Source organism: Mesorhizobium sp. 01N446, assembly GCF_056399285.1.
The window spans coordinates 314,333-339,741 of the sequence record NZ_JBFTRA010000004.1; the positions used below are offsets into that span (position 1 = coordinate 314,333).

Consider the following 25,409-nt stretch of genomic DNA (forward strand, 5'->3'; position numbering starts at 1 on the left):
TGGGGTCAGTTGCCCGTGGTCGTCTGCGATGCCTTCGAAGCGGCGGCCTGATCCGGCGTGACCGGCACGGCGTCGCCGCGCTTGGCAGGCACGAGAAGCCTTGTGTTCTGAACGCCGTATTTCCAGGGATCGACCATCTGCATGACGGTGTTGGCGGCCTGGGCTTCGCCGGAGCCCGGCGTCACCCCTTCGCTGCGTATGTAATCATCGCTGGTGCAGCCGCCGGCCAAACCGGCAAGAAGCAAGGCGACGCTCGATCTCAAGGCCACACGCATGGCTTCAGTCCTTCGGCAGGTCGAGGAAGTGCCCGACCGTGGTGGCGGGAGCGGTCCGTGCGGCATTGCCATCGGCCAGCGCCAGAGCGCGGCCGCCGTCAGACGCCTTCACTTCCTCGGTGTTGTTGAGGAAATAGTCGACATTGCTGGCCGGCTGCGTGCCATCGGTCGGTTCGGCCATCTTCTTCGACGGATCGACCGGCTTGACCAGGTAGGGCGTGACGATGATGACCAGGTCGGTCTCGCGCCGCTGGTAGGATTTCGACGAGAACAGCGCCCCGAGCACCGGCATCTTGCCGAGACCGGGAATGCGCGACGTGGTGATGTCGTTCTGCGACTGCAGCAGGCCGGCGATCATGAAGCTCTGGCCGTTCTTCAGGTCGACCGACGTCTTGGCGCGGCGCACGATGAAGCCCGGCACCGAAATGCTGCCGATATTGTAGGAGGCCGACGCGTCGATCGAAGAGACYTCCGGCGCGATGTCGAGGCTGACCAGCCCGTCCTTGAGCACGGTCGGCGTGAAGTCCAGGCTGACGCCGTATTTCTTGTAGCTGACAGAGATCTTGCCATTGTCTTCCGAGACCGGGATCGGGAATTCGCCGCCCGCGAGGAAGCTCGCCGTCTCACCGGAACGGGCAATAAGGTTCGGTTCCGCCAGCCGTCGGGCAAGGCCGCGCTCTTCCAGCGCCTTGATGGCGATATCGATCGACACGCCGTTCGACAGCAGACGGCCGATGATTTCGCCGGTGCCGGCCGTCGGCACGGTTCCCGGGTCTATGGAAACATCGCGCCCGCCGAGGCCATAGGCGAAATTGGCGCTGTATTTGGCGCCCAGGTCCTGCCCTGCCTGACGATTGATCTCGACGAAGCGGACATTGAGCTGAACCTGCTGCGACGACGAGATGTTGACCGAATTGATCACCTCCTCATTGCCGGAAAAACGGCTGGCAATCTTGTTTGCCTTTTCGGCGGCGACCGCGTCATCCGCCTCGCCCGACAGCACGACACGCCCATTGGCCGAACCGACCTTGATCTTGGCGTCCGGCACGCTGGCGCGGATGGTGCTGGCCAGTTGATCCGTATCGAGCGTCACCTCGATGTCGACGGTGCCGACGAGCTGCTTCTTCTCGTCGAACAGCGCAATGCCGGTGGTGCCGAGATTGTTGCCGAGCACGTAGAAGGATTTGTCGGTCAGCGGATTGACGTTGGCGATCTCGGGATCGCCGATGACGATCTGGTAGAAGGCGGCACTCGTCACGATCGTCTTGGGTTTGCCCTTGGCGACCTTGATCGACGCATTCTTGGTCGCCGAGACATAGACGATTTCATTGTCGGCCTTGGCCGTGCCGGGCAGAGCGAGCATCCCGCTCGCAGCCAGCGCAACCGCCATAGCCAGCGTGCACCCGAAGCGCAACCGGCCCGTCACTCGAAATAGGGTACGCATCACCATTGCCATGTCCCGTCCGGTCCCCACCGGCCTTTACTTTTGGTCTCGCGCAGGAACCTGATATTCCTCGGCCTTCGTGCCGCGCGTCACGATGATCGTCTTGAATTTTGGCTTCTCCGGCTCCTTGGTCATCGCATCGAACAGCGAGCCTGCCGCGGCCTGAGCCTTGGCCGCCACCGATCCGCCAAAGGAAGAGATGGTGGTGACGCCGTTCTTGCCGTCACCGCCTTCGCTGGCGGAGCGCAGTGACAGCGACAGCGTGCCGACGGTACGGGCGAGCGCCACTTTCTGCGCGCCTTCGGTCGTCACTTCGATGGTCACGGAATTGGTGATCTGCGGTGTCGTCTGACGCTCGTCGGCACCCTGGCCGACGCTCAGCACTTTCGCGTCGGCAACGACGATCTCGGAGGTGATGGTCGAGCCGGCCGCGCCTTGCGCGTTCTTGGCGACTTCCTGGATCTCGCCGGCATCGCGCGTCAGCACCACATCGACGCGGTCGCCCGGTGTGACGAAGCCGCCGACACCGGCGATCTCGTCGGTGCGGATGGTCACGGCCCGCATTCCGGGCGTCAGCATGTTGGAGAGCGTCGCGCGGCCGTTCGGCCCCGACAGCTTGGTCAGCAGCACCGGTTCGTTGACCTCGATCGGCGAGAGCACGATGCGATTGCCCTCGCCGAGCAATCCATCGATGGTGGCAAAGGCGCCTTGCGGCAAGGAATCCTGCGGCCAGGGGATTTCGATCAGCTTCGTGCGGTCGAGCTCCATGCCGTAGCGCAACGGCGCGTTCGCAACCACGATGGTCTTGAACTCGATCCTGGGCGGTGCCGGAGCGGCGATCGACGCCGTCTTCTCCTCGGCATCGGCCTTGGCCTGGCTCTTGACCCAGAAATCCGCGGCAAAGATCGAGATCGCGCCGAAAACGGCGGCGATACCGATCATCGTTATGGCCTTGCCCCTCACGCCGAAAACCCCTGATGCCCGTCGTTTCTTGTTATGTTGGGCTCACGCTAGTCCGCTTTGTTAAAGAATCAGGAATGTCTAACGGGCGCATTCGACCTATTTCCGCCCGCTTGGTTATCGAATGGTTTTAGGATAAGACGGGTCAAATCCCCGAACGTAACAGGAACCTCCGTCGCTTGGCGCCGCAAAGCGTGGCAGTATCGACGGGTGATTCGCAGCATCGGACCCGATGGCAGGCATGGACGACAACAACGATCTCTTCGGCAATATGGACAAGCAGCCGCAGCCTGTTCGCACACCCGCGCGCCCGGCCGACCCGCTGGTGCAGGCAGCGGCCAAGCGTCCTGCGGCGACCAAGGATGGCAGCGAAGGCTATAGCGCCGCCGACATCGAGGTGCTGGAAGGCCTGGAGCCGGTGCGCCGCCGGCCAGGCATGTATATTGGCGGCACCGACGACAAGGCGATGCACCATCTGTTCGCCGAGGTCATCGACAATTCGATGGACGAGGCGGTTGCCGGCCATGCCACCTTCATCGATGTCGAGCTGTCGGCCGACGGGTTTCTGACCGTTACCGACAATGGCCGCGGCATCCCGGTCGATCCGCATCCGAAATTCAAGAAGCCGGCGCTCGAAGTCATCATGACGACGCTGCATTCGGGCGGCAAATTCGACTCCAAGGTCTATGAAACCTCGGGCGGCTTGCACGGCGTCGGCGTTTCCGTGGTCAACGCGCTGTCGGACCATCTCGAGGTCGAAGTCGCGCGTGGCCGCCAGCTTTACCGCCAGCGCTTTTCGCGTGGCATTCCGGTAAGCGGCCTTGAGCAGCTCGGCGAGGTCCACAACCGGCGCGGAACGAAAATCCGCTTCCATCCCGACGAGCAGATCTTCGGCAAGGGCGCGGCCTTCGAACCGGCGCGGCTCTACCGCATGACGCGCTCGAAAGCCTACCTGTTCGGCGGCGTCGAAATCCGCTGGACCTGCGATCCCTCGCTGATCAAGGAAAAGGACCAGACGCCGGCCAAGGCGGAGTTCCATTTCCCCGGCGGCCTGAAGGACTATCTCAAGGCATCGCTCGGCGACGACTTCCAGGTGACGCGCGAAATCTTCGCGGGGAAAAGCGAAAAGCAAGGCGGCCATGGCTCGCTCGAATGGGCGGTGACCTGGTTCGGCGGCGACGGCTTCATCAATTCCTACTGCAACACCATCCCGACCGGCGAAGGCGGCACCCACGAGGCCGGCTTCCGCAACGTGCTGACGCGCGGCTTGCGCGCCTATGCCGATCTGGTCGGCAACAAGCGCGCCTCGATCGTCACCTCCGAAGACGTCATGATCTCGGCGGCCGGCATGCTGTCGGTGTTCATCCGCGAGCCCGAATTCGTCGGCCAGACCAAGGACAGGCTGGCGACGATCGAGGCAATTCGCATCGTCGAGACCGCGATCCGCGATCCGTTCGACCATTGGCTGGCCGACAATCCGCAGGAAGCCTCGAAACTGCTGGAATGGGTGATCGCGCGCGCCGACGAGCGGGTGCGCCGGCGGCAGGAAAAGGAAGTGTCGCGCAAGAGCGCGGTGCGCAAATTGCGCCTGCCGGGCAAACTCGCCGACTGCACACAGAACGCGGCGGCCGGTGCCGAACTGTTCATCGTCGAAGGTGACTCCGCCGGCGGCTCGGCCAAGCAGGCACGCGATCGTGCCAGCCAGGCAGTACTGCCATTGCGCGGAAAAATCCTCAACGTCGCCAGCGCCGGCAACGACAAGCTGGCCGCCAACCAGCAGATATCGGATCTGATCCAGGCGCTCGGCTGCGGCACGCGCTCAAAGTACCGCGACGAGGATTTGCGCTACGACCGCGTGATCATCATGACCGACGCCGACGTCGACGGCGCCCACATCGCCTCGCTGCTGATCACGTTCTTTTACCAGGAAATGCCGGCGCTGGTGCGCGGCGGTCACCTCTATCTGGCGGTGCCGCCGCTTTACTCGATCCGGCAAGGCGGCAAGGTCGCCTACGCCCGCGACGACGCGCACAAGGACGAGTTGCTGCGCACCGAATTCACCGGGCGCGGCAAGGTCGAGCTTGGCCGCTTCAAGGGCCTGGGCGAGATGATGGCCTCGCAGCTCAAGGAGACCACCATGGATCCGAGGAAGCGCACGCTTCTGCGGGTCGATGTGAACGAAATCGATTCGGCCACCAAGGACAGGGTCGATGAGTTGATGGGCACCAAGCCGGAAGCCCGCTTCCGCTTCATCCAGGAACGTGCCGAATTCGCCGAGACGGAAGTGCTGGATATCTAGCCGCGGGCCAGTTTAGCTTGCGCTTCCGATATGGAGACCGGCATGTGACCTGGGCGCGGCTGAAAGCCTATTTCGAAACGAGCCTGGCCGGTTTGACGCAGCCGACGCGCTCGGACTGGATTTTCGCCCTGCGCACCGTTTCGGCCGGCCTGATCGCGCTGCTCGCCGCCTACGCGCTGAAACTCGACCACCCACAATGGGCGATGATGACCGTGTTCATCGTCGCCCAGCCGGTGGCTGGCATGGTGCTGGCGAAAGGCTTCTACCGCTTGCTCGGCACGCTGGCCGGCGGGTTGGCGGCGATCGGCATCACCACTGTCTTTGGCACAAATCCATGGGTGCTGGTGACGGTGCTCGCCGTCTGGATCGGCATCTGCACCTTCGTTTCCTCGCTGCTGCGCAATCCCGAAGCCTATGGTGCGGCACTTGCCGGCTACACGGCCATGATCATCGGCCTGCCTGCCTTTGGACAGCCGCATCTGGTCGTCGATCTCGCTGTCGCGCGTTGCGCGGAAATCGTGCTCGGCATCGTCTGCGCGGGCGTGACCAGCCGGCTGATCCTGCCGAAACTGGCCAGCGATGCCATCATCTCACGGCTGAAACGCTGCATTCTCGATCTCGCCACCTATGCCGCGGGCGCCTTCTCGGGCGGTGATACGGCGACACTTTCCGCACTGCATCGCAAACTCGTCGCGGACACCCAGACACTCGGCGAGATGCGCGCCTATGCCAGGCTGGAAGCGCCGAGCTTCGCGCCGCGTGCCCACCCGGTGCGGCGCACCATCGGACAATTGCTCTCGGCCCTGTCGGCGGCACGCGCGCTGCATTCGCACGCCGCGCCGAAGAACGCCGCCCTTGTCCCGGTGCGTTCGGAATTGCAGGCGCTTGTCAGCGAATTGGCGGCAAAGCCAGGCGCACTGGACGATACGGCCCCCTGGGTGGAACAGCTCGACGCGATCTCGGCCAAGGCCCGGCAGACACCCGATGCCTCGACCAACCAGGGCGACGACAGGGTCGGCACCATCACCCGCCTCACCATCGCCGCCGATTTCGCCGAGGCGCTCAAGCAGGTGCTGCGCGGGCTCGATGCCTTGCGCGCGCCGGCCACACCCACGGGCCGCGCCAGCCGGCAGCCTGCGCTGGTGGTGCACCGCGACTACCCCGGCGCGCTGCGCAATGCCGTGCGCGCGGCCCTTGCCACCTTGCTGGTCGCGGCCTTCTGGTTGACGACGAAATGGTCCGAGGCGGCGGGCACGGTCATTCTCGTTGCCGTCGTATCCAGCCTTTTCGCCGCTCGCCCCGATCCGGTGCAGGTGTCCTGGGGCTTCTTCAAGGGAACGCTGCTGGCCTTGCCCTTTGCTTTCCTCGTCGGCCAGATCGCCTTGCCTGCCCTGCCCGGCTTCGGCTGGTTCGTCCTGTTTGTCGTGCCGATCCTGGTGCCGACGGCGCTGGGCATGGCCAATCCGCGCTATGTCGGCGTCGCCACGGCCTTCGCCATCAACTTCCTCGCTTTCCTCAGCCCGCATCAGGCGATGACCTACGATCCCGGCCCGTTCTTCGCCGGCTCGGCGTCGGTGCTGGTTGGTATTCTGCTGGCCATCGGCGTCTTCATTGTCGTGCTGCCCGCCGATCCGTGGCTTGCGGCGAACCGGATCGTGCGGGCCATGCGCGAGGATCTGGCACGGCTTTGCCTGCACGAGCGCGTGCCGAGGCGTTCGGCCTTCGAGAGCCTCGCCTATGACCGCATCAACCAGCTGATGCCGCTGGTGCAGAATTCCGGCAGGAAGGGCGAGGCGGTGCTGGGCGGCAGCGTCGCCGCCGTGACGGTCGGCCTGGAAATCCTGCGGCTGCGCGGTTCAAGCCAAAACCACGCCATCCCGCCCGAAACCACAGGTTCGATCGCCAACTTCCTCAGAGGACTGGCGCGCGAACTGCTGTTCCGTGCCCCCGGCGATCCGCAGACAGCCACCATCGCCATCGCCCGGCAGTATGCGGCGAGCATTGCTCAGCGGAATGCCCCTGGCGACATGCTGCAGATCGCAGCATCCCTGCGCATCATTGCCGCCGCGATGGAGGATTTTCCGGACTTTTTCGCGCGGGATAAAGCCTAGGCCGCCGCGATCGCCAGTGCGTGACCCCGCGCGTTCTCGCGCAGTGCGTCGAGATGGATCGACTTGACCAGGGCGGCGAGATCGCCTTCCGCGGCTTGCCCGCCCAGCTCCTTGAGCATCAGCCAGCTGACTTCCTGGACGCCCGCGACACGCTTGCCGTTGGCGACCTCGCGCCAGATTTTCAGCGCGCGCAGGATGATCGCATGCGTGGGAACAGCCAGGCCGGCGCCGCGGAACAATGCCTGCAAGGCCACGTCGTGGCCGCCGGCCAGCAGCGCCCTCACCCGCGGCTCGGATTGCTGGCCGAGTGCCACCAGCGTGGAGCCGAAGAAATCCACCTTGCCATGCGCGATGGTGCGGATGAGGAAGCTCGCGGTGAGATCGCCGCGCAGCCTGAGATGCTCGATCAGTGCCGCATGTTCTTCCTGGCGCGTGCCCTCGATCAGCGTCACCGAGGCCTTGACGCAGGCGTCTCGCAAGACGCGATCGGCCCGCGCGGCGCCCATCAATGCCATGACCAGCGGCGATGTCTTCAACGTCTCGCCGAGCTTGATCAGCAGCATGTGCCGGCACTCGGCCGGCAGCCTGCTATCCGATATCAGCGCCTCGCGCACCTGCGGCAGATGCCCATGGCGTTCGGCCATGCGGCGGAAGCTCAATGAAGCGATATCGGCGCCGCTGTTGGCGAGCAGCACAGCGCAGGCTTCCGCCTCGCCGATCTCGGCGATCGCCGCCGACAGCGCCATCGAGACGACAGGACGGTCGGCGATCAGCTTCTGCGTCGCCTTCTGGCTTGCCGCCACGCGGTTGATCAGGTCGGCGTCGGTGAGCAGCGGCGAGCGCGCCAGCACCACACCGGCGACTTCCGGCTGGTCGGAGGCCAGCGCACTGATGATCTGCAGCGGCGCGTGGTGGCTCATGGAGAGCGCTTCGGCCATCGCCAGCCGCACTTTCGACGACGCATCGTCGAGCAGCAGCGTCAGCGCCGCCTCGGCGGCGCAGCGATCCTCGAACGGCAATTCGGAATTGACATAGGCCCGGGCCAGCGCATTGGCCGCGGCGGCGCGCTCGGACACTCTTGCCGTGTAGATCCATTTCAGGAAATGCGAAACAACAACCATGCCCGTCTGCTTACGCCCCTTGCCGGAGGGTTTCCGGCCCCGCTGGAGACGGTAGGCAGAAATGGTTTACGAACGGTTCACCATGTTCATTAACTGGCTTGCGAGCGCCGGATGCAGCGCCTATCAACCGTCAATCAGTGCAGGAGACTGAAAATGCCCGGCCTATATCTCGAGGAGTTTGTCGTCGGCCATGTCTTCCAGCACACGCTGCGCAAGACCGTCACCGAGAGCGACAACATGCTGTTTTCGGTGATGACGCTGAACCCGCAGCCGCTGCATATCGACTTCGATTTCGCCGCCAGGAGCGAATGGGGCAAGCCGCTGGTCAATTCGCTGTTCACGCTCGGCCTGATGATCGGCATTTCGGTCAACGACATCACGGTCGGCACCACCGTCGCCAATCTCGGCATGAAGGAAACCACCTTTCCGCATCCGGTCTTCCATGGCGACACCATCCGCGTGGAGACCACTGTCATCTCGGTGCGCGGGTCCAAATCGAAGCCCGATCGCGGCATCGTCGAGTTCGAGCATCGCGCCTACAACCAGAATGGCGACCTCGTCGCCAAATGCATCAGGCAAGCGATGATGCTGAAAAAGGCCGCCTGATGCGCTCGCTGCTGTTCGTTCCCGGCGATTCCGAGCGCAAGCTGGAAAAGGGTTTCGGCGCCGGCGCCGACGTGGTGATCGTCGACCTCGAGGATTCCGTGGCGCCGCAGAACAAGGCGAATGCACGCGCCGTCGCGGCAGGCTTTATCGTCGAACGCAGGGGGCAAACCGGCTCGGCGATCTACATAAGGGTCAACGACCTTTCGACCGGGCTGACGGATGACGACCTTGCCGCGCTCATTCCGGCGAAGCCGGACGGCATCATGTTGCCGAAGTCGAACAGCGGCCAGGATGTGCAGCAGCTCTCGGCAAAACTCAGGGTGCGCGAGGCCGAGAACGGCCTGCCCGACGGCTCGATCAAGATCCTGCCGATCATCACCGAAACGCCGGCGGGTGTGCTCGCCGCCGCGACCTATGCCGGCGCCAGCGCGCGGCTCGCCGGTCTCACCTGGGGCGCGGAAGATCTGTCGGCGGCAATCGGCGCGCGCACGGCCCGCGACGAGCGCGGCCGCTACACCGACCTGTTCCGCCACGCTCGCCTGACAACCATCCTGGCGGCCGCAGCCGCGGAGGTCGCGGCGATCGACACCGTGTTCCCGAATTTTCGTGACATGGCCGCCTTCGCGGCGGAATGCGCGGAGGCCGAGCGCGACGGCTTCACCGGCAAGATGGCGATCCACCCCGATCAGGTGCCCGTCATCAATGCCGCCTTCACGCCGTCGGCCGAGTCGGTGAAACAGTCGGCGGCGATCGTCGCGGCGTTCGAGGCGGCGGGGAATCCCGGCGTCGTCGGCATAGACGGCAAGATGTTCGACCGCCCGCATCTAAGGCTGGCCGAACGGCTGCTGGCGCGCGCGAAGGCGGCCGGGATTTAGTTTTAGACAGCATCACACGCCTTGAGGGTCAATTCTCGGGAAGCGGCAACGGTGTGTCACTCAAGGTCCGCAGGTAAGCGATGAGATCTGCTCGCTGATTCTCGTCCTGCAGACCGGGGAAAATCATATCTGTTCCGGGCAAAGTGAGTGCGGGGTTTGAGATAAAAAAATTGAGTTCCTCGAAGGTCCAATCGCCACCAGCCTCCTTTAGACTGGTTGAATATTCGACATCGTTTTGCGAAGCCTTCCGCCGCCCAACGATGCCCCACAGATTGGCCTTTTTGGAAACCTTCACCCCCGGCGCTGCGAGATGACACACCCCACACGTCCTGCCGAAAATCTCTTTGCCTGATTCAGTGTTTGCCGATGCAAGTCGTGCCGAAATCGGCGCCAGGGCCGGTCGTCCGGCGCCATGACTGCGCAAGTAGGCCACGATGTCCTCGTGACCACTGAGCTTGGCCAAATGTATGGGCGGATTTCCATTTGATGTCAGTGCATTGACCTCTGCTCCAGCATCCACAAGATGGATGACGCACTGAAGGCAGCCGTTCTCGGCAGCCACGTGCAGCGGGGTCTGCGATTTCGCCAACTGATTTGGATTGGCCTCATTGTCGAGCAGCAGCTTCACGATGTCGGCGTGCCCGGCCTTGTTGGCGGCGTAGAGCGGTGTTCTTTGCCAACTGACTGGCAGGTTAACGTCCGCTCCACGTTTGATCAGAAGTTTCGCCAACTCGACGTTTCCGCCTTCGCAGGCGATATAGAGCGCCGTAACACCGTCAATTTCGTTGATGGCGGCGCCGTTGTCCAAGGCGGAAGTCACCGCTGCGACGTCGCCATTCCTGACAAGATCACCCAAATTGCTCGCCTGGGCGGGAAGCGTAAAAAGCCAAAGGACCCACGAAGCCCTCATCACCCACATGCGTCTCCGCTTGATCATTTTATCCTCGGAAAGCGTGCAGGCGTACATTGCGCCACCTGCTCCAAGCACAAAAAGAATATTAGCAGACGCTAATTAAAAGACCAAGGAGTGCGCGACAGATCACTCTTCGTCTGTCGGCTTGAATTCGCCGATAACGGCGATGGAAACGAAGAAGGCCAGCCAGGCGGCGATCGCACCTGCCCGGCTTGGCGTGCGCCATTCGTCACTTGCCGGATGTTCGATCGCGCCGGCCAGTTCGCCGAAGCGTCTGGCGCTCCTCTGGCGCTCAGTCCCGCGCCAGCACGATGATCCGGTCCTCCGGCTGATAGGCCAGCGCTTCCGACCTCAGCGGGTTGACGGTGACGCCACCTAGCGCCCGCTGGTCGGCATCTCCAGCGCGGATGCGCCGGTACCCTATGGCGATCTCGCCGCGCAACCGTGCCGATTCCGCGATCGTCCAGAAGGTCAATGGCTGGTCGATGGCGACATAGTCGGCGACCGGACGCATGTAGATTTCGGAGCCCTGCTCGTCGAGCAGATCATCGAAGATCGCGGCGAGATACTGGTTCTCGGACGCCTGCGCCAGCATCAGACTGACCAGCCGGTTGCTGACGACGAAATCATCGGCCTTGGTCACCGCCGCAAGCTCGCGGTTGCGCACATCGATCATCTCGCTGACGATGGAGATGTGCAGGCCGGCATCATCGGCGATCTTGCGCAGATGCAGCAGCGTCACCAGCGTGCGCGTGTCGGCTGGCTGCGCGGCCATGGTTTCGCTGTAGCCGAGGACGAGCACGTGATCATAGAAAGGCACGTCCAGGCTCGCCAGCGCCGCGCTGCTCGACGTGTCGGTGATGCGGCAGGAAACCGACAGATTGTCGCCGGCGACCGGCAGTCCGGCAACTTCCTGCTCGAGGCCTGGCGTATCGGCGGCGATGGTCAGGATCGAACCCGGCGCGACGTAGCGCGACAGTTCGTAGGTGATGATCGGGCCGCGCCGGTTCCAGCCGAGGATCAGCGTGCGCTCCGGCTTCGTCTCTATGGATCGAGGACCGCGGATCGCCGCCGCGTCGATCTTGATACCGGTGCTTCCGAGCCTGATCGCGGCATCGTCCTCGGCGATGATGATGGCGCGCATATCCTTGCCGATCACCGTATCCGACGGCGGGTTGAGATTGACGCGCCCGTTCTGGTCGCAAAGCCCGATCAGCGCACAATGCTCATAGGCCATCACCGCCTCGCCGAAGGTCTTGCCTGTGATCTCCGGCTGAGCGGTCGTGTAGATCTCGCAGCCGTCGAAATCGAGCAGCTCCGAATAGACGCCGCTGAGGCCCGATTGCCGGCTCGAATGCACGACGATGCGTGAGATCAGCTGGTCGGCCAGCACGAGCTGCACCTCGGCGCCGCCGACGACGCGGGCGACCTCGGCATTCTTGCCGTCGCGGATCTCGGCCGCGATGTTGTAGGGGTCGGTGCGCCGGCTCGGGTCATTGACCAGCGCCAGCACCGTCTTGATGACCTGAGAATCCGGATCGTCGCCTTCCGGCGACAGCACGATGACCGACCGCGAGGTCTGCGGATTGACGATGGCCAGATCATAGAGATCGGTCGGATCGCCGCTGCGGCAGATGATGCGCGTATTGCCCAGTCTGCCGACCTTGGCCGCGATCTCGTCCTCCATCGCCACCTTGTCCATATTGGCCATGACGACGATGCGCGGACGGCGGCGGCTGGCATTGGCAATGACGAGTTCGGAGATCACGTCGAAGATCGACGGCGACCAGTTGAGGATGATGGTATGGTCGCTCTCCAGCACCCGAGAACGGCCCTTGCGCAATTCATCGAGCTTGCCGTCGACGCCGGCGCTGAGCACGCCGATGAGGGCCGACACGACGAAGATGCCGGCCAGCGTGACGACCAGCATAACGAGCCGGAAGGCCCAGCCGGTGTCGCCGCCCATCGTGCCCGAATCGAGCGTGCGCATCAGCGATTCCCAGAACGCTTCGAAGAAGCCCAGCGGCTCGCCGCCCTCCGGCGCGATGCGGGTCACGGCAAGGAAAGCCGCGGCGGCGATGATGATCAGCAGGGAAACCACGGCAAGCCAGCCGATCAGCGCGATCGGACCGGCAGCCATGCTCTTGTCGAAGCCGTAGCGCAGCCGGGTTCCCAGCGAATCTCGTTTCTTCATGCCGCCGGTGCCCCCGCACTATCCCCAAGGCCGATGCGCCAACCCAAGGCATCGCCGCAATCGCTCTCTTAGCGTGTGTTCAGAGGAAGGGGAATCGCTTTCGCGTGGTCACGGCTAAGGAATCCGCCGCGATGGCGAAACCTGGCCTGGTACGGCCGCTACCAGACCATCGGAATCAGGCGGTAGCGGACCCGGGTCGCGTAGTCGTCATAGCCGCGTAGGCCGGTGCGTAGGGTATTTTCCTCGATGAAGGTGCGGATGGCCAGAAGAGCGATGAATCCGAGCACCAATACCAGCCCCCACCAGGAGCCAAGCAGGAGGGCCGTGCCGGCGAAGAAAAGGATGGCGCCGGCATACATCGGGTGGCGGACATAGCTGTAGGGCCCCGTGGTGATCACGCGCTGTCCGCGTTCGTCCTGGATCTTCACCACGGGTGCCGCGAAACTGTTCTCCAGCATGGTCAGGTAGCAGATCCAGATTCCGACTATCATGACCAGCGCGCCGACCACCTGCGCCCAGACCGGAACCGGCGACCAGCCGAAACGGAAGTCGAACCCCATGAAGATTTGCCAGCCGAAGATGCCGATGAGAAGTGTGGAGAGCAGGACCTTATCGGCCCCGGTCTGGTTCTTCTGAATCGGAGACCGCAGCCGCTCATTCATCAGGCCGGGATCGCGCTGCGCCAGCGTCATGCCAAGGGTGAAACTGAGCCCGACCATCACCACCAGATAGACCCAGGCCCCCGGCCAGGCGAAGGTGCCCGCCGACAGGAAGAACAAGGCGCCCATGACGCCGAACCAGATGAATGTCTGAAGCACCAATTTCGCGATCATGATCGACCTTCCGCGCTATACCCCTCGCCCGCATTGGCCGGAATAGACCAATAGCCTATCATACCGACCAGTGGTCTATCTTTCAAGCGGCGTATCTGATATCCGTGCTGGACGGGAACGGCCATCGCGTGCAGAAGATTTCGTCATGCCCCGTGTCATCAAGCATCCCGAGATCAGGCGAGAAGACATCCTGGACCATGCCCAGGCGCTGTTCCTGACGCAGGGCTATGACAGAGCGAGCCTCAATGACGTGATTGCCTCGGCCGGCATCTCGAAGGGCGCCTTCTATCACTACTTCGCCTCCAAGGAGGCTCTTCTGGAGGCCTTGGCCGACCGTTTCGCGCGGCAGGCGCTGGCTGGGGTCCAGGGTGTCGTCGACGATCCCGGCCTCGACCCGCTTGGCCGCCTGAATGGGCTGCTCAGCCAGTCGCGGCAGGCCAAGATCGAGACAGCGGCGGAGGCCTGGGCTCTTTTCGAAACCATGTTTCGGCCGGAGAATCTGGTGCTGTTCCACCGCATCAACCTGGCGGCCAACGCGTCGTTTTCGCCCCTGCTGGTCAGGATCATCCGGCAAGGTGTCGAAGACGGTACCTTCAGGACCTTCGATCCGGAGGGTGTCGCCGACATCGTCATGCAATTTGGAATGGCTACCCATGATGTCGTCGCCAAGGCGATCGCTGGCGGCAGCGATGCCGACATGGAGGTCGCGATCGAAGTTCTGGAGAAACGCGTCAAGCTCTACGAGATCGCTCTCGACCGCATCCTCGGCCTTCCCGACGGCAGCATTCGGATCGGCGAGCCCGGCTATATCAGAGCCGTCATGACAGCCCGGAGGAAAGCCGACAAGGCGCGGTGATCAGCCATGTCTGGGACCTACTCCTTGCCCCAGCGTGGCCGGCGCATCGAAAAGACCTCGTCGACGCTGGCGTAGTCCATGTAGCCGAGACGGGCCACATTGCCGGCCTTGGTGATGTCGAACAGGCCGTCTTTCAGGAAAGCGTCGTCAATATGCACGCCGACCACCTCGCCGGCGACGACGACGGCGCTGGTCGACGTTCCGTCCAGTGCCTTCGGGTGAAAGACTTCAGTGACCCGGCATTCGAGTGCCGCCGGCGCCGCCGCCACGCGCGGCGGTCTGACGAGACGCGAAGGCGCCATGGCGAGATCGGCATAGACGAACTCGTTGACGCCGCGCGGCGCGTTGACGGACGTATAATTCATCTTCTCCGCAAGATCGCGGCCGACCAGATTGGCGACAAACTCACCGGTCTCCTGGGCAAAGGAAGCGCTGTCCTTCTCGCCCTCCGAGGAGAACCAGACGATGAAGGGCCGGGTCGAAAGGGCGTTGAAGAAGGAGTATGGCGCCAGATTGATCTCGCCTGCCCCGTTCAGCGTCGATATCCAGCCGATCGGCCGCGGCGCCACAATCGCCTTCGACGGATCGTGCGGCAGCCCGTGCCCCTTGGATGGCTCGTAGAACATTCAGCCAGCCCAGGGTCCTGAGTAATCTGCGTAGAGCTTTGCCGGATCGGGCCGTGGCCGCTCCGGCGCCGGGCCGGCATAGGAGCCGATATGGACGAAACCGACGACGCGCTCCTGCGGCGCCAGTCCGAGGATCGCCCTGCCCTCCGGCACGTCGGAATACCAGTTGCTGATCATGTTGGTGCCGTAGCCCAGCGCATTGGCTGCAATCATCAGGTTCATCGCCGCCATGCCGCCGGACAGGAACATCTCCCATTGCGGGATCTTGGGGTTCTCCTTCGGCACCGACACCACACCGATCACCAGCGGTGCGCGCGAAAAGCGCGCCAGTTCCTGGTTGCGGCGGCCTTCGGGCAGCGGTCCTTCCCGCTGTTCGGCAAGCGCCGCCAGCTTTTTGCCGATCTCGATGCGGGCATCGCTGCGATAAAGGATGAAGCGCCAGGGTTCCAGCCGGCCATGGTCAGGCACGCGCGTGGCGGCGGCGATCATCGTTGCGATATCGGCATCGCTCGGAGCCGGCTCCTTGAGGTCCGGAATCGGCGCTGAACTTCGGGTCAGCAGGAAGTCGATGATCGGCGACGCCATGGGCGCAAGTCTCCTGAAACACTCTGTTTTGAGCTGAAGCGCACCATCGGGAATTCGGGCGGCTCGGGCAAAGGCGCGCAAGCGCCGGGCTGAAGAGTCCTTGGATCGGACTCTTAAGCCTTGAAATTGCCACCGCCATGGGCTTCAACGCAAGGCATGTTTGAGGGGCGACTGCGTCTTTTCCTGGTTTGGCTCTGCGCCGCRCTTTTCCTGCTGCCGGTCTCCATGGCTGCCGCGCAGGAAAAGGACGGCGTGGGCGACCTGAAACTCCCCGGAATTTCGAGCTATGCGACGCCCAAGAGCGAAGCCCCGCTGGCGCTTGGCGGCGGTGGCGCCATCACCTTGTCGGCCCAGCTGACCGACAAGGGCACCGACATCACCCGTGGCCTCGTCTGGCGTGTCTTCAAGCCCGAACCCGTCAACGGCAAATTGCCGATGGTCGCCTCCGCGCATGGCGGCAGTGCCGTCTTCCAGCTTGAGCCCGGCAGCTATCTGGTTCATGCCTCCTATGGCCGCGCCGGCGCCACCAAGCGCATCACGGTCGGCAAGGAAGCCAAGCGGGAAAGCCTGGTGCTCGACGCCGGTGGCCTGAAGCTCGACGCGGTCCTGTCCGGCGGCGTGCGCATTCCGCCGAAAAAACTGCGTTTCTCGATCTATGAGGGCACGGCCGAGGCCAATGGCGACCGCGCGTTGATCATTCCGGATGTCGAGCCCAACAGCGTCGTGCGGCTCAATGCCGGCATCTACCATGTCGTCTCGACCTACGGCGCGGTCAATGCAGTGATCCGCTCCGACATCCGCGTCGAGGCCGGCAAGCTGACCGAAGCGACCGTCGAGCATCACGCCGCCGAGATCACGATGAAGCTGGTGCGCGAAGCTGGCGGCGAAGCCATCGCCGACACGTCCTGGTCGCTGCTCAACGAATCCGGTGATCCGATCAAGGAGACAGTCGGCGCCTTCGCCTCGATGGTGCTCGCAGAAGGCGACTACACCATCATCGCCAAGAACCGCGACCGCATCTACCAGAAGGATTTCACGGTCGTGGCCGGCCAGAACCAGGAAATTGAGGTTCTCGCCACCGAAGCCGCGGCGATGGATCCCGAGGAAGGCGCCGATTAGCCTTTAGGCCGCCAGCTTTGTTCGCGCCGGCAGGAACGGAATCCGGCGGCGCGGCGCCTGCGGCGCCAGGTCGAACACACCACGGTAAAGCCGGTCGAGCAACGCCTTACGGTCGCGCAGCGGCTCCAGTTCGCTCCAGCTCAGCACATCGCCGACGCGCACGTCGATCGCCTTGCCGGACAGCCGCGCGAATTCGTGGATGAGCATCGAAAGGCGCAGCGTCAGCGAGGCCTTGCCGACGAATTTGGCCACGCGGCCATCACGCTCGGCCATGTTCATCGGCCCGCTGACCAGATGGAACAGCCGGCCGTTCTGTCCGGAAAAATGCATCGGAATGACGGATGCCTTGGCATCCTGGACCAGGCGTGCCGGAAACATCTTCCAGGGCAGGTCGCGCGCCCGGCCAAAGCCTTTCGGCGCGGTGGCGACGCCACCGGCGGGAAACACCACGATGGTGACGCCCTCCTTCAGCAGCCGCACCGCTTCGTGGCGCACGGCCATGTTGTTCTTCAGCGCTTCCTTGGTCTCGGAAAAGTCGATCGGCAGCGAATAGGGTTCCATCTCGCGGATCTTGAGCAGATCCTTGTGGATCATCACCCGGAACGGCCGCCCCAACTGCTCCACCAGCGATAGCACGGCAATGCCGTCGCCGATGCCGAACGGATGGTTGGCCACGATCACCAGCGGTGTGTCCGGCAATGGCGAAGGCGGCCATTGGTCGGCGGTGCGTATGCGCACATCGATCAGGTCGAGCATGCGGCTGAACACGCGCTCGCCCGATGGCACCACCTGGCGGCGCCAGAAATCATAGAGCGCCGCATAGCGATCGCGTCCCGACAGACCTTCAATGGAATGGATGACCCAGCGCGTCAGCGCCGGCTGTCGCGGATTGGCATAGGAAAGCTCGGGAAACGGTTTTTCGCGCGTCTTCAGCTTGAGCATGCGGGCTCGTTACAAGGTTGGCGTGACAGGGATATGAAAATGGCGGTGGATCGCTCCACCGCCATTCCTGGGGACCATGCGGATCAGGCGGCGCGTTTGCGCCTGCGGTCCGGCGTAACGGCCTCTTCGGTCAGTTGCGCGATCGCCTCGGCAAGGCCAAGCGATTCCTGGTCGCGCGAACCGAGCCGGCGGATATTGACCGTCTGCTCCTCCGCCTCGCGCTTGCCGCAGACGAGGATGACCGGCACCTTGGCCAGCGAGTGTTCGCGAACCTTGTAGTTGATCTTCTCATTGCGCAGATCGGCTTCCGCCAGCAGACCGGCGGCTTTCAGCTTCGCCACCACCTCGGTCGCGTAACCGTCCGCCTCGGAGGTGATCGTCGCCACCACCACCTGCAGCGGCGCGAACCACAGCGGGAAATGGCCGGAATAGTTCTCGATCAGGATGCCGAGGAAACGCTCCATCGAACCGCAGATGGCGCGATGCACCATGACCGGCTGCTTCTTCTCCGAATCCGAGCCGATGTAAAAGGCGCCGAAGCGTTCCGGCAAGTTGAAATCGACCTGCGTGGTGCCGCATTGCCATTCGCGGCCGATGGCATCCTTCAGCACATATTCGAACTTCGGCCCGTAGAAGGCACCCTCGCCCGGATTGATCGAGGTCTTGATCCGGTTGCCGGACCTTGTCCTGATCGTCTCCAGCACATTGCCCATGATCGCCTCGGCATGATCCCAGGCCTCATCGGTGCCGACCCGCTTGTCCGGCCGCGTCGACAGCTTCACGCTGATTTCGTCAAAGCCGAAATCGGCATAGGTCGACAGGATCAGATCGTTGATGCGCAGGCATTCCGCCGCCAGTTGCTCCTCGGTGCAGAAGATGTGCGCATCATCCTGCGTGAAGCCGCGCACGCGCATCAGCCCGTGCAGCGCGCCCGACGGTTCGTAGCGATGCACATTGCCGAATTCCGCAAGTTTTACGGGCAGATCGCGGTAGGACTTCAACCCATGCTTGAAAATCTGGACATGGCCCGGGCAGTTCATCGGCTTCAGCGCGAAGACGCGGTCGTCATCGGTATCGTCGCCGGCGACCGTCACCTTGAACATGGCGTCGCGATACCAGCCCCAATGGCCTGACGTTTCCCACAGGCTCTTGTCGAGCACCTGCGGGGCGTTGACCTCCTGGTAGCCTTGCTCGTCGAGGCGGCGGCGCATGTAGTTGACTAGGTTCTGGAACATCTTCCAGCCCTTGGCGTGCCAGAAGACGACGCCCGGCCCCTCTTCCTGGAAATGGAAGAGGTCCATCTCGCGGCCAAGCTTGCGGTGGTCGCGCTTTTCGGCCTCCTCCAGCATCGTCTGGTAGGCTTCGAGCTGCGCCTGGTCGGCCCAGGCCGTACCGTAGATGCGTGTCAGCATGGGGTTGTTCGAATCGCCGCGCCAATAGGCACCGGCCACCTTCATCAGCTTGAAGGCGTTGCCGATCTGGCCGGTCGAGGCCATGTGCGGGCCGCGGCAGAGGTCGAACCAGTCGCCTTGGGCGTAGATCTTGAGATCCTGATCCTCGGGGATGGCGTCGATCAGCTCGAGCTTGTAGCGCTCGCCCTTGTCGGCGAAGACCTTCTTGGCCTTGTCGCGCGACCAGACCTCCTTGGTGAACGGCTTGTTGCGCGCGATGATCTCGCGCATCTTCTTTTCGATCACCGGAAAGTCGTCCGGTGTGAACGGCTCGTTGCGGGCGAAGTCGTAATAGAATCCGTTCTCGATCACCGGCCCGATGGTCACCTGCGTCCCCGGCCATATCTCCTGAACGGCTTCCGCCAGCACGTGCGCGGTGTCGTGACGGATAAGCTCAAGCGCGCGCGCGTCGTCGCGGGTGATGATCTCGACCTTGCCGGACTTGCCGAGCGGGTCGGAGAGGTCGCGCACGGTGCCGTCGATAGCGTAGGCGACGGCCTTCTTGGCCAGCGACTTCGAGATCGATTCGGCAAGGCCGGCACCGGTCATCGCCGCGTCGTAGTCGCGGACGGAGCCATCGGGAAATGTCAGGGAAACGGAATTCAGCATAAGATTCTCCTATCCAGTCCCGCAAACGAGCGCGGGTGGTTGAAATGCATGTCGCCCAAAAACGTATGACGGTCCTGGGGTTACGACATGCACAAGATAAAGCCGGATGCGCCAATCGCATGGACACACGGCAGCGCGCGGGTTTTAGAGGCAGTGCCGGGCAAGGTAAAGAGTGCTGACTGGCCGGCCTTCAGGAAATGTCGGCAGAGATGTCGCAGGCCACCGGTCGGGCTTGCGAACATCCCCGCAATCGTCTGGAATTGTCGATATGGAAAACGCAACACCCAGCCGAACCGCCCTTGGCGTCGCCCGTATGAGGGCTCTGCATCAATTTTCGCCGCAGGCGGGAATGTTTCGCGATCCCTACGCGATCGCCATTCTGGGTGAAGCCGCCCCCGAGGCGCAGGAGCTTGAACAGGAAGACGAGCGCCGCCGGCGCATGCGCCTGTTCGTGGCAGCGCGCGCCCGCTTCGCCGAGGACTGGCTGGCGGCGGCGGCAAGTCGCGGTGTCCGGCAGCTCGTGGTGCTTGGCGCCGGTCTCGATACGTTTTCGCTGCGCAATCCGTACCCGGATCTCAGCGTGTTCGACGTCGACCATCCGGCCACGCAAGCCTGGAAACGCAAATGCATTGCCGATAGCGGTCTTGCCGAGCCTCCCGCCACCAGATTCGTGCCGGTCGATTTCGAGCGGCAAAGCCTGTCCGCGGAACTGGCCGCGGCCGGGTTGCGGTCGACCGAGCCGAGCTTCTTCATCTGGCTCGGCGTCGTGCCCTACCTGACGAAGGAAGCGATCTTCAAAACGCTGACCTGGATCGCTGGCATTCCGGGCTCGGAGGTCGTGTTCGACTACAGCGAGCCGGCTGAGAAGCGCGACGCGGCGGGACAGGCGGCGCTGGCCTTCCATGCGGCGCGTGTCGCGTCCGTCGGGGAGCCATGGATCAGCTTCTTCGTTCCGAGCGAGCTGGCGAAATCCATGGGGGAGCTCGGTTTCGACGAGATCGAAGACATCGGGAGCGGCGATATCGCCGCCCGCTTTACCGGAGCCCCGAAGGGAATGACGAACAATTCCGGCGGCCACATCATCCGCGCGCGCCGAACCGCCTGACGGATTATTTCAGCAGCAGCGGCAGGTCTTTCAGGAACGCCGCCCGTGTCTTGAGCCCTTTTGGCATGTCGGTGCGGGTGGCATCGACAACCAGGCGGGCAAAGACGATCTCGCGGCCGTCCTTTTTTGCCCAGCCGACGAACCAGCCGAGTGAACGCTTGTCCCTGATCTTGTCGGCATCATTGGCGAGCCTTGTGCTGCCGGTCTTGCCTTGCACCGTCCAGCCTCCGGACTGGAACGTCGGGATGATGGCTGATGTCATGTCATAGGCCTTGGCCGAGACCGGCAGTTTTCGCGCCAGCAGCTTGCGCAGGAAATCGATCTGCTCGACCGGCGTGATCTTGAGCGAGGAATTTACCCAGGAATGGGTCAGCCCGTCATTCTTGCCGGGATTGCCGGAAACATCTTTGTTGCCGTAATCAAATTTCGAAACATAGCCGGCAAAGCTTTCGGCTCCGAGCCGGCGCGTAATCTCCCGGGAATACCAGAGAATCGAATCGCGTTCCCAGATCGTGGGGTCGACTGTCTTCTGGTCCCGCTTCACGGCGTTGAATTCGGGTTTGTAGTCCCAGCTCGGCGTATGCTCGTCGCTCAGGATGCCGGCATCATAGCCGATCAGCGAAAGCGGCACTTTGAACGTCGAGGCCGGGCTGAACCGCTGGTCGCAGGTGCCATCCTGGTAAAGCACCTTGCCGCTCGCCGCGTCGGCGATCAGCGTGCACTGCACATCCCCAAGCGGCGCCGATTGCGCGCGCATCGGGAACCCCAGCAGCCAGGCGAGCAGGAAGAGGACTCCAGCCAGGATAAAGGGAAGACGGTCGATGTTACGCATTGATGGTCGCTCCAGAAGGTGTTCGCGAGCGGGCTTAGCGAGGTCTCTTGTCTCGATTTTGTCTCAAATACGCAGTCTTTGTGCAGGCTTGCATTAACCCTACCGGATCGTAAACGCGAACTGCCGCCCGACGCGTGGCCCGGTGCAATCAGGTCTTCGTTTCGGCGCCATTGCGGCCGATCCGCCAGTATCGCCAGGGCATGAACCAGACGTAACGATCCGCCAGCACTTCCGGTACCAGATCGATGCCGTACGTGCCGAATGGCCCACAGCGCAGCACGCGGAAAAAGCCCATCCAGCCGCCGGCCCACAGGCCATGGCGGGCGATCGCCTCATGCGCGTATTCGGAACAGGTCGGCAGATGCCGGCAGGAATTGCCGACAAAGCCAGATAAAGTCAGCTGGTAGAGACGCACGAACGACGTGCCGAGGAGACGGCCAGGCGTCTTGCGCCACGGGCCGGGCCAGTTGCGGCCGCGCCCCGGCGGCCTGGCTGTGTGGGCATGCCCATGCGGGTCGTGCACCGCAGTCTCCGTATCGCGTTCTTCCTCGCGATAGATGTGAGCTTCGACTGGAGAACGCAATCCCCGCCCCTTGTCGTCCTTGTCGTCCTTGTCGTCCTTGCCGTCATGGGCGGGAGCGCCGAGACGGTTGCCTGTCGAACGGAGACGCCCAGCGGCCGGGGCGGACGGGTTCTTCGCCGCACTTCGTGTGGTGCCTGTCGTCACGCCATTGGAACGTCGCGATCCGCATGACATCGCCCAAGATGCTCAGGAACTGGGTCATGGTCGATCTCCTTTGATGCGATTAGACCGCCGCTGGCCTTGGCCTTCAAACGAGTATAATTTCCACTTCGGATAACCTTGGATTATGCGAATGAAGCGCGGGCGGCTGCCGTTGACGGCATTGAGGAGTTTCGAGGCGGCGGGCCGGCAACTGAGCTTCAGCAAGGCCGCCGAGGAGCTTTTCGTCTCCCAGGCGGCGATCAGCCGCCAGATCCGCGAGCTCGAAACCTTTCTGCGCCAGCCCTTGTTCGAACGTCATCATCGCCGCGTCGAACTGACCGATGCCGGCGGCCGGCTGCTCGCCCAATTGGTCAGGAGTTTCGACGACATCGACAAACTGCTGTCGGAATTGGTCGCCGCCCCCGCGCAATCCGTGGTTCGTGTCAGCGTCGAGCCGTCGCTTGCTTCCGTCTGGCTGGTGCCCCGGCTCAACCGGTTTCGCCAGTTGCGGCCCGACATCGATGTGTCCCTCGAAGTCGATGTCAGGCTGATCGAATTCCGCAGCGGTCAGCCCGAGCTTGCCTTGCGCTTCAGCGCGCACGCGACCTCCTGGCCCCGCAGCCAGGCGGAGCGGCTCGCTTCCACGGTCGATTCACCGGTTCTGTCGCCGGCGCTGCTCGCCTCGGGCCCTCCTCTCGAGAAGCCGATCGACCTTGCCCGCTACACACTTTTGCATGAGGAGAATCGCCAGGGCTGGACGCGCTGGTTGGAAGCGGCCGGCGTGCCCGCCGATGTCGTGCCCGCGCGGGGGCCGATGCTGGCGGATATATCGCTTTCAAAGCAGGCCGCCCTACTCGGACATGGTGTGGCGCTGGGCGATCTCTTGCAGATCGGCAACGAACTCCAAACCGGCGCGCTGATCAAGCCGTTCGACATCGACGTGGCGTCCGGCGCCTACTGGCTGGTGGCCAGGAGCTTGAAGGAGCTTTCCGAGCCGGCCGCCGCATTCGCCGACTGGGTCAGAAACGAATTCGCCGAAAGCAGACGAACATTGGAAGCCAAGCCCTAAGCCCCTTCCAGGGCTCCCGCTACTCTGCCTTCTTGTATTTTTCGAGAAGCTTGTCGATGTCGTTTACCCCGACCGCCGGAGGTCCGCCCTCTGGGTCCTGTGCCGGGTTGAATGTGAGGACGACATCGCGCCACAGATCATAATGCGCCGCGTATGGTATTAGCCCGGGAAATGGCGCGCAGCGCGCGATCGCCCGCACGGCGGCCTCGGCAACCTTCTCTCGTCGCGGCGTCACCGGATCGAGGATTTTTGGCGGGCCGGCGAGCGAACCGTCCTTGTTCAGGCTGATCCGGACACGTGCGACGCTCGTGGTGTTTTGAGACATATTCCAACAGGCTTGGATCGCCTTCATGAGATAGTCGCTGACATCGCGCGCGACTGCCACGTCAGCGCGGCTCGCGCCGCTCGACACAAGCACGCCGGCAAGTCCCGAAATGAACATCAGGCCATGAAAGGAACGAAGTCGCGGGCGGCGGCGAAGCCGGCGCATCAAGAAAGAGCGCACGGTCAGGCCGCTTGTTCGGCGCGCTTCTTCTCGATCTGGCCGATGGCGTCGACCACCGCATCGAAGGTCAGCATGGTCGAGGCATGGCGTGCCTTGTAGTCGCGCACCGGCTCGAGGTACTTCAGGTCGGCGAAGCGGCCTTCCGGCGGCGCGCCGTTCTCCTTCAGCATCTTCAGCATGGCGTCGCGCACCGTGCGCAATTCCTCCGCGCTCGCGCCGACGACATGCTGGGCCATGATCGAGGACGACGCCTGGCCGAGCGCGCAGGCCTTCACGTCATGGGCGAAGTCGGTGACCACGCCGTCCTCCATCTTGAGATCGACGGTAACGGTCGAACCGCACAGCTTTGAATGCGCCTTGGCGGTCGCGTCCGGATGATCGAGCCGGCCGATGCGGGCGATATTTCCGGCAAAACCGAGAATTTTCGCGTTGTAGACATCGTTGATCATTATTTTCCAATCCGTCGCCGCCAAGCGAACAGTGATTGCCGCTGCTGCGTCTTCCTTTCGCTCGCTACGACCTTATATAATGCTGGCAGTCCGGTAACGACAAGGCGATGAGCGTCGCTGTTACGGCCGGGAAGTTCACGCCGCTTACGGGGCTGGAAACGGGGCGAGTTTCCGACACCGAAAGGTCGTGGTCCGTTCAACTCGTTCCTCCTGGAGAGGAACTACGGGAGACGCCTTTTATGGATGCCGTCATCAAGAAACTCATGCCCCAGTCCGCCTACATGGAAAAGCCGGTCACCGACCGGCCGAGCGAAGCCGAGGTCGAGGCCGCCGTGCGCACATTGCTGCGCTGGACCGGCGACAATCCGGACCGCGAGGGGCTGATCGATACGCCCAAGCGCGTGACCAAGGCCTTCCGCGAAATGTTCGGCGGCTACGACATGTGCCCTGCCGACGAACTCGGCCGCACCTTCGAGGAGGTCGCCGGCTACGATGATCTCGTCATCGTCAAGGATATCCAATTCCATTCGCATTGCGAGCACCACATGGTGCCGATCATCGGCAAGGCGCATGTCGGCTATCTGCCGGACGGCAAGGTCGTCGGCCTGTCGAAGATCGCGCGCGTCGTGGATATCTTCGCCCATCGCCTGCAGACGCAGGAAGCGCTCACCGCACTGATCGCCGGCGTCATCCAGGATGTGCTCAACCCGCGCGGCGTCGCCGTCATGATTGAGGCAGAGCATATGTGCATGGCCATGCGCGGCATCCGCAAGCAGGGCTCTACCACGCTCACCTCCACCTTCACCGGCGTTTTCAAGGACACGCCCGAAGAGCAGGTTCGTTTCGTCACCATGGTTCGCGGCGGGGCGTAAGCCCCTCACCGGCGTCACGGTCAACAGGAAAATA

General features: G+C 63.3%; 24 protein-coding genes. 9 read left to right on the forward strand and 15 right to left on the reverse strand.

The genetic code is table 11. The features are described 5' to 3' along the window. Positions 1-5: 5 nt before the first annotated feature. From AC1DPX_RS18410 to cpaB, 3 genes are all read right to left on the reverse strand, one after another. Positions 6-275: a hypothetical protein gene (locus AC1DPX_RS18410; RefSeq protein ID WP_202354168.1), complete on the reverse strand. Its 270-nt coding sequence runs from the start codon at positions 273-275 to the stop codon at positions 6-8. A 4-nt stretch (positions 276-279) separates the two neighbouring features. Further along, the gene (locus AC1DPX_RS18415) at positions 280-1,665 is read right to left on the reverse strand and encodes a type II and III secretion system protein family protein (protein ID WP_477238837.1); all 1,386 of its coding nucleotides are present in this window, start codon (positions 1,663-1,665) and stop codon (positions 280-282) included. Positions 1,666-1,755: 90 nt separating this feature from the next. After that, positions 1,756-2,661 carry a Flp pilus assembly protein CpaB gene (gene cpaB / locus AC1DPX_RS18420; protein ID WP_477238605.1) on the reverse strand — a complete coding sequence of 302 codons (906 nt, stop codon included), beginning with the start codon at positions 2,659-2,661 and terminating at the stop codon, positions 1,756-1,758. Positions 2,662-2,920: 259 nt separating this feature from the next. Here cpaB and parE point away from each other — a divergent pair, with 259 nt between their 5' ends. Together parE and AC1DPX_RS18430 are read left to right on the forward strand one after the other, a co-directional pair. After that, complete coding sequence (gene parE / locus AC1DPX_RS18425) at positions 2,921-4,978, forward strand: DNA topoisomerase IV subunit B (RefSeq protein WP_010909743.1); 2,058 nt, start codon at positions 2,921-2,923, stop codon at positions 4,976-4,978. Between the two features lie 44 nt (positions 4,979-5,022). Further along, on the forward strand, positions 5,023-7,089 hold the full coding sequence (locus tag AC1DPX_RS18430; RefSeq protein WP_477238607.1) for an FUSC family protein: 2,067 nt from the start codon (positions 5,023-5,025) through the stop codon (positions 7,087-7,089). Here AC1DPX_RS18430 and AC1DPX_RS18435 read toward each other — a convergent pair. Next, the gene (locus AC1DPX_RS18435; protein WP_477238609.1) at positions 7,086-8,210 is read right to left on the reverse strand and encodes a DUF2336 domain-containing protein; all 1,125 of its coding nucleotides are present in this window, start codon (positions 8,208-8,210) and stop codon (positions 7,086-7,088) included. The genes AC1DPX_RS18430 and AC1DPX_RS18435 overlap by 4 nt on opposite strands. A gap of 153 nt (positions 8,211-8,363) precedes the next feature. Between AC1DPX_RS18435 and AC1DPX_RS18440 the strand changes: the two genes are divergently transcribed. Together AC1DPX_RS18440 and AC1DPX_RS18445 are read left to right on the forward strand one after the other, a co-directional pair. Beyond that, complete coding sequence (locus AC1DPX_RS18440; RefSeq protein ID WP_477238611.1) at positions 8,364-8,816, forward strand: MaoC family dehydratase; 453 nt, start codon at positions 8,364-8,366, stop codon at positions 8,814-8,816. Beyond that, positions 8,816-9,691, forward strand: a complete 876-nt coding sequence (locus AC1DPX_RS18445) for an HpcH/HpaI aldolase/citrate lyase family protein (RefSeq protein ID WP_477238839.1) — start codon at positions 8,816-8,818, stop codon at positions 9,689-9,691. The genes AC1DPX_RS18440 and AC1DPX_RS18445 overlap by 1 nt, the downstream gene beginning before the upstream one ends. Before the next feature lie 28 nt (positions 9,692-9,719). Here AC1DPX_RS18445 and AC1DPX_RS18450 read toward each other — a convergent pair whose 3' ends face one another. The 3 genes from AC1DPX_RS18450 to AC1DPX_RS18460 all read right to left on the reverse strand — a co-directional run bounded on the left by AC1DPX_RS18450 (position 9,720) and on the right by AC1DPX_RS18460 (position 13,631). Further along, positions 9,720-10,658, reverse strand: coding sequence for an ankyrin repeat domain-containing protein (locus AC1DPX_RS18450; RefSeq protein WP_477238613.1), 939 nt, complete (start codon positions 10,656-10,658; stop codon positions 9,720-9,722). Between the two features lie 238 nt (positions 10,659-10,896). Further along, positions 10,897-12,798 carry a CASTOR/POLLUX-related putative ion channel gene (locus tag AC1DPX_RS18455; protein ID WP_477238615.1) on the reverse strand — a complete coding sequence of 634 codons (1,902 nt, stop codon included), beginning with the start codon at positions 12,796-12,798 and terminating at the stop codon, positions 10,897-10,899. A 158-nt stretch (positions 12,799-12,956) separates the two neighbouring features. Next, on the reverse strand, positions 12,957-13,631 hold the full coding sequence (locus tag AC1DPX_RS18460; RefSeq protein WP_202354159.1) for a methyltransferase family protein: 675 nt from the start codon (positions 13,629-13,631) through the stop codon (positions 12,957-12,959). 145 nt (positions 13,632-13,776) lie between these two features. Here AC1DPX_RS18460 and AC1DPX_RS18465 point away from each other — a divergent pair, with 145 nt between their 5' ends. Next, complete coding sequence (locus AC1DPX_RS18465) at positions 13,777-14,487, forward strand: TetR/AcrR family transcriptional regulator (protein ID WP_202354158.1); 711 nt, start codon at positions 13,777-13,779, stop codon at positions 14,485-14,487. Between the two features lie 17 nt (positions 14,488-14,504). Here the strand turns inward: AC1DPX_RS18465 and AC1DPX_RS18470 are convergent, their stop codons facing one another. Together AC1DPX_RS18470 and AC1DPX_RS18475 are read right to left on the reverse strand one after the other, a co-directional pair. Continuing rightward, positions 14,505-15,113 carry a flavin reductase family protein gene (locus tag AC1DPX_RS18470; protein ID WP_202354157.1) on the reverse strand — a complete coding sequence of 203 codons (609 nt, stop codon included), beginning with the start codon at positions 15,111-15,113 and terminating at the stop codon, positions 14,505-14,507. Further along, positions 15,114-15,698, reverse strand: coding sequence for a nitroreductase family protein (locus AC1DPX_RS18475; protein WP_477238617.1), 585 nt, complete (start codon positions 15,696-15,698; stop codon positions 15,114-15,116). It abuts the gene before it with no gap. Positions 15,699-15,854: 156 nt separating this feature from the next. Here AC1DPX_RS18475 and AC1DPX_RS18480 point away from each other — a divergent pair, with 156 nt between their 5' ends. After that, positions 15,855-16,817, forward strand: coding sequence for a hypothetical protein (locus tag AC1DPX_RS18480; RefSeq protein ID WP_202354155.1), 963 nt, complete (start codon positions 15,855-15,857; stop codon positions 16,815-16,817). Positions 16,818-16,820: 3 nt separating this feature from the next. Here AC1DPX_RS18480 and AC1DPX_RS18485 read toward each other — a convergent pair whose 3' ends face one another. After that, on the reverse strand, positions 16,821-17,759 hold the full coding sequence (locus AC1DPX_RS18485) for a lysophospholipid acyltransferase family protein (protein ID WP_202354154.1): 939 nt from the start codon (positions 17,757-17,759) through the stop codon (positions 16,821-16,823). Between the two features lie 83 nt (positions 17,760-17,842). Beyond that, positions 17,843-19,819: a threonine--tRNA ligase gene (gene thrS, locus AC1DPX_RS18490; protein ID WP_477238619.1), complete on the reverse strand. Its 1,977-nt coding sequence runs from the start codon at positions 19,817-19,819 to the stop codon at positions 17,843-17,845. A 268-nt stretch (positions 19,820-20,087) separates the two neighbouring features. On the opposite strand from thrS, the gene AC1DPX_RS18495 reads away from it, so the two are divergent. Further along, positions 20,088-20,924, forward strand: coding sequence for an SAM-dependent methyltransferase (locus AC1DPX_RS18495; RefSeq protein WP_477238621.1), 837 nt, complete (start codon positions 20,088-20,090; stop codon positions 20,922-20,924). Positions 20,925-20,928: 4 nt separating this feature from the next. On the opposite strand, the gene blaOXA is transcribed toward AC1DPX_RS18495, so the two are convergent. Together blaOXA and yidD are read right to left on the reverse strand one after the other, a co-directional pair. Further along, positions 20,929-21,756 carry a class D beta-lactamase gene (blaOXA, locus tag AC1DPX_RS18500; protein WP_202354151.1) on the reverse strand — a complete coding sequence of 276 codons (828 nt, stop codon included), beginning with the start codon at positions 21,754-21,756 and terminating at the stop codon, positions 20,929-20,931. A 148-nt stretch (positions 21,757-21,904) separates the two neighbouring features. Further along, entirely contained in the window at positions 21,905-22,279 is a 375-nt protein-coding gene (gene yidD, locus AC1DPX_RS18505; RefSeq protein ID WP_477238841.1) for a membrane protein insertion efficiency factor YidD, read from the reverse strand. 352 nt (positions 22,280-22,631) lie between these two features. Between yidD and AC1DPX_RS18510 the strand changes: the two genes are divergently transcribed. Continuing rightward, positions 22,632-23,549 (forward strand): LysR substrate-binding domain-containing protein, encoded by a 918-nt coding sequence (locus AC1DPX_RS18510; RefSeq protein ID WP_477238623.1) that lies wholly within the window; start codon positions 22,632-22,634, stop codon positions 23,547-23,549. Positions 23,550-23,568: 19 nt separating this feature from the next. Here AC1DPX_RS18510 and AC1DPX_RS18515 read toward each other — a convergent pair whose 3' ends face one another. Further along, the gene (locus tag AC1DPX_RS18515) at positions 23,569-23,961 is read right to left on the reverse strand and encodes a cell envelope integrity TolA family protein (RefSeq protein WP_477238625.1); all 393 of its coding nucleotides are present in this window, start codon (positions 23,959-23,961) and stop codon (positions 23,569-23,571) included. Between the two features lie 95 nt (positions 23,962-24,056). Then, positions 24,057-24,503 carry an iron-sulfur cluster assembly scaffold protein gene (locus tag AC1DPX_RS18520; RefSeq protein WP_202354148.1) on the reverse strand — a complete coding sequence of 149 codons (447 nt, stop codon included), beginning with the start codon at positions 24,501-24,503 and terminating at the stop codon, positions 24,057-24,059. A gap of 239 nt (positions 24,504-24,742) precedes the next feature. On the opposite strand from AC1DPX_RS18520, the gene folE reads away from it, so the two are divergent. Next, entirely contained in the window at positions 24,743-25,375 is a 633-nt protein-coding gene (folE, locus tag AC1DPX_RS18525; protein ID WP_477238626.1) for a GTP cyclohydrolase I FolE, read from the forward strand. Positions 25,376-25,409: the final 34 nt, after the last annotated feature.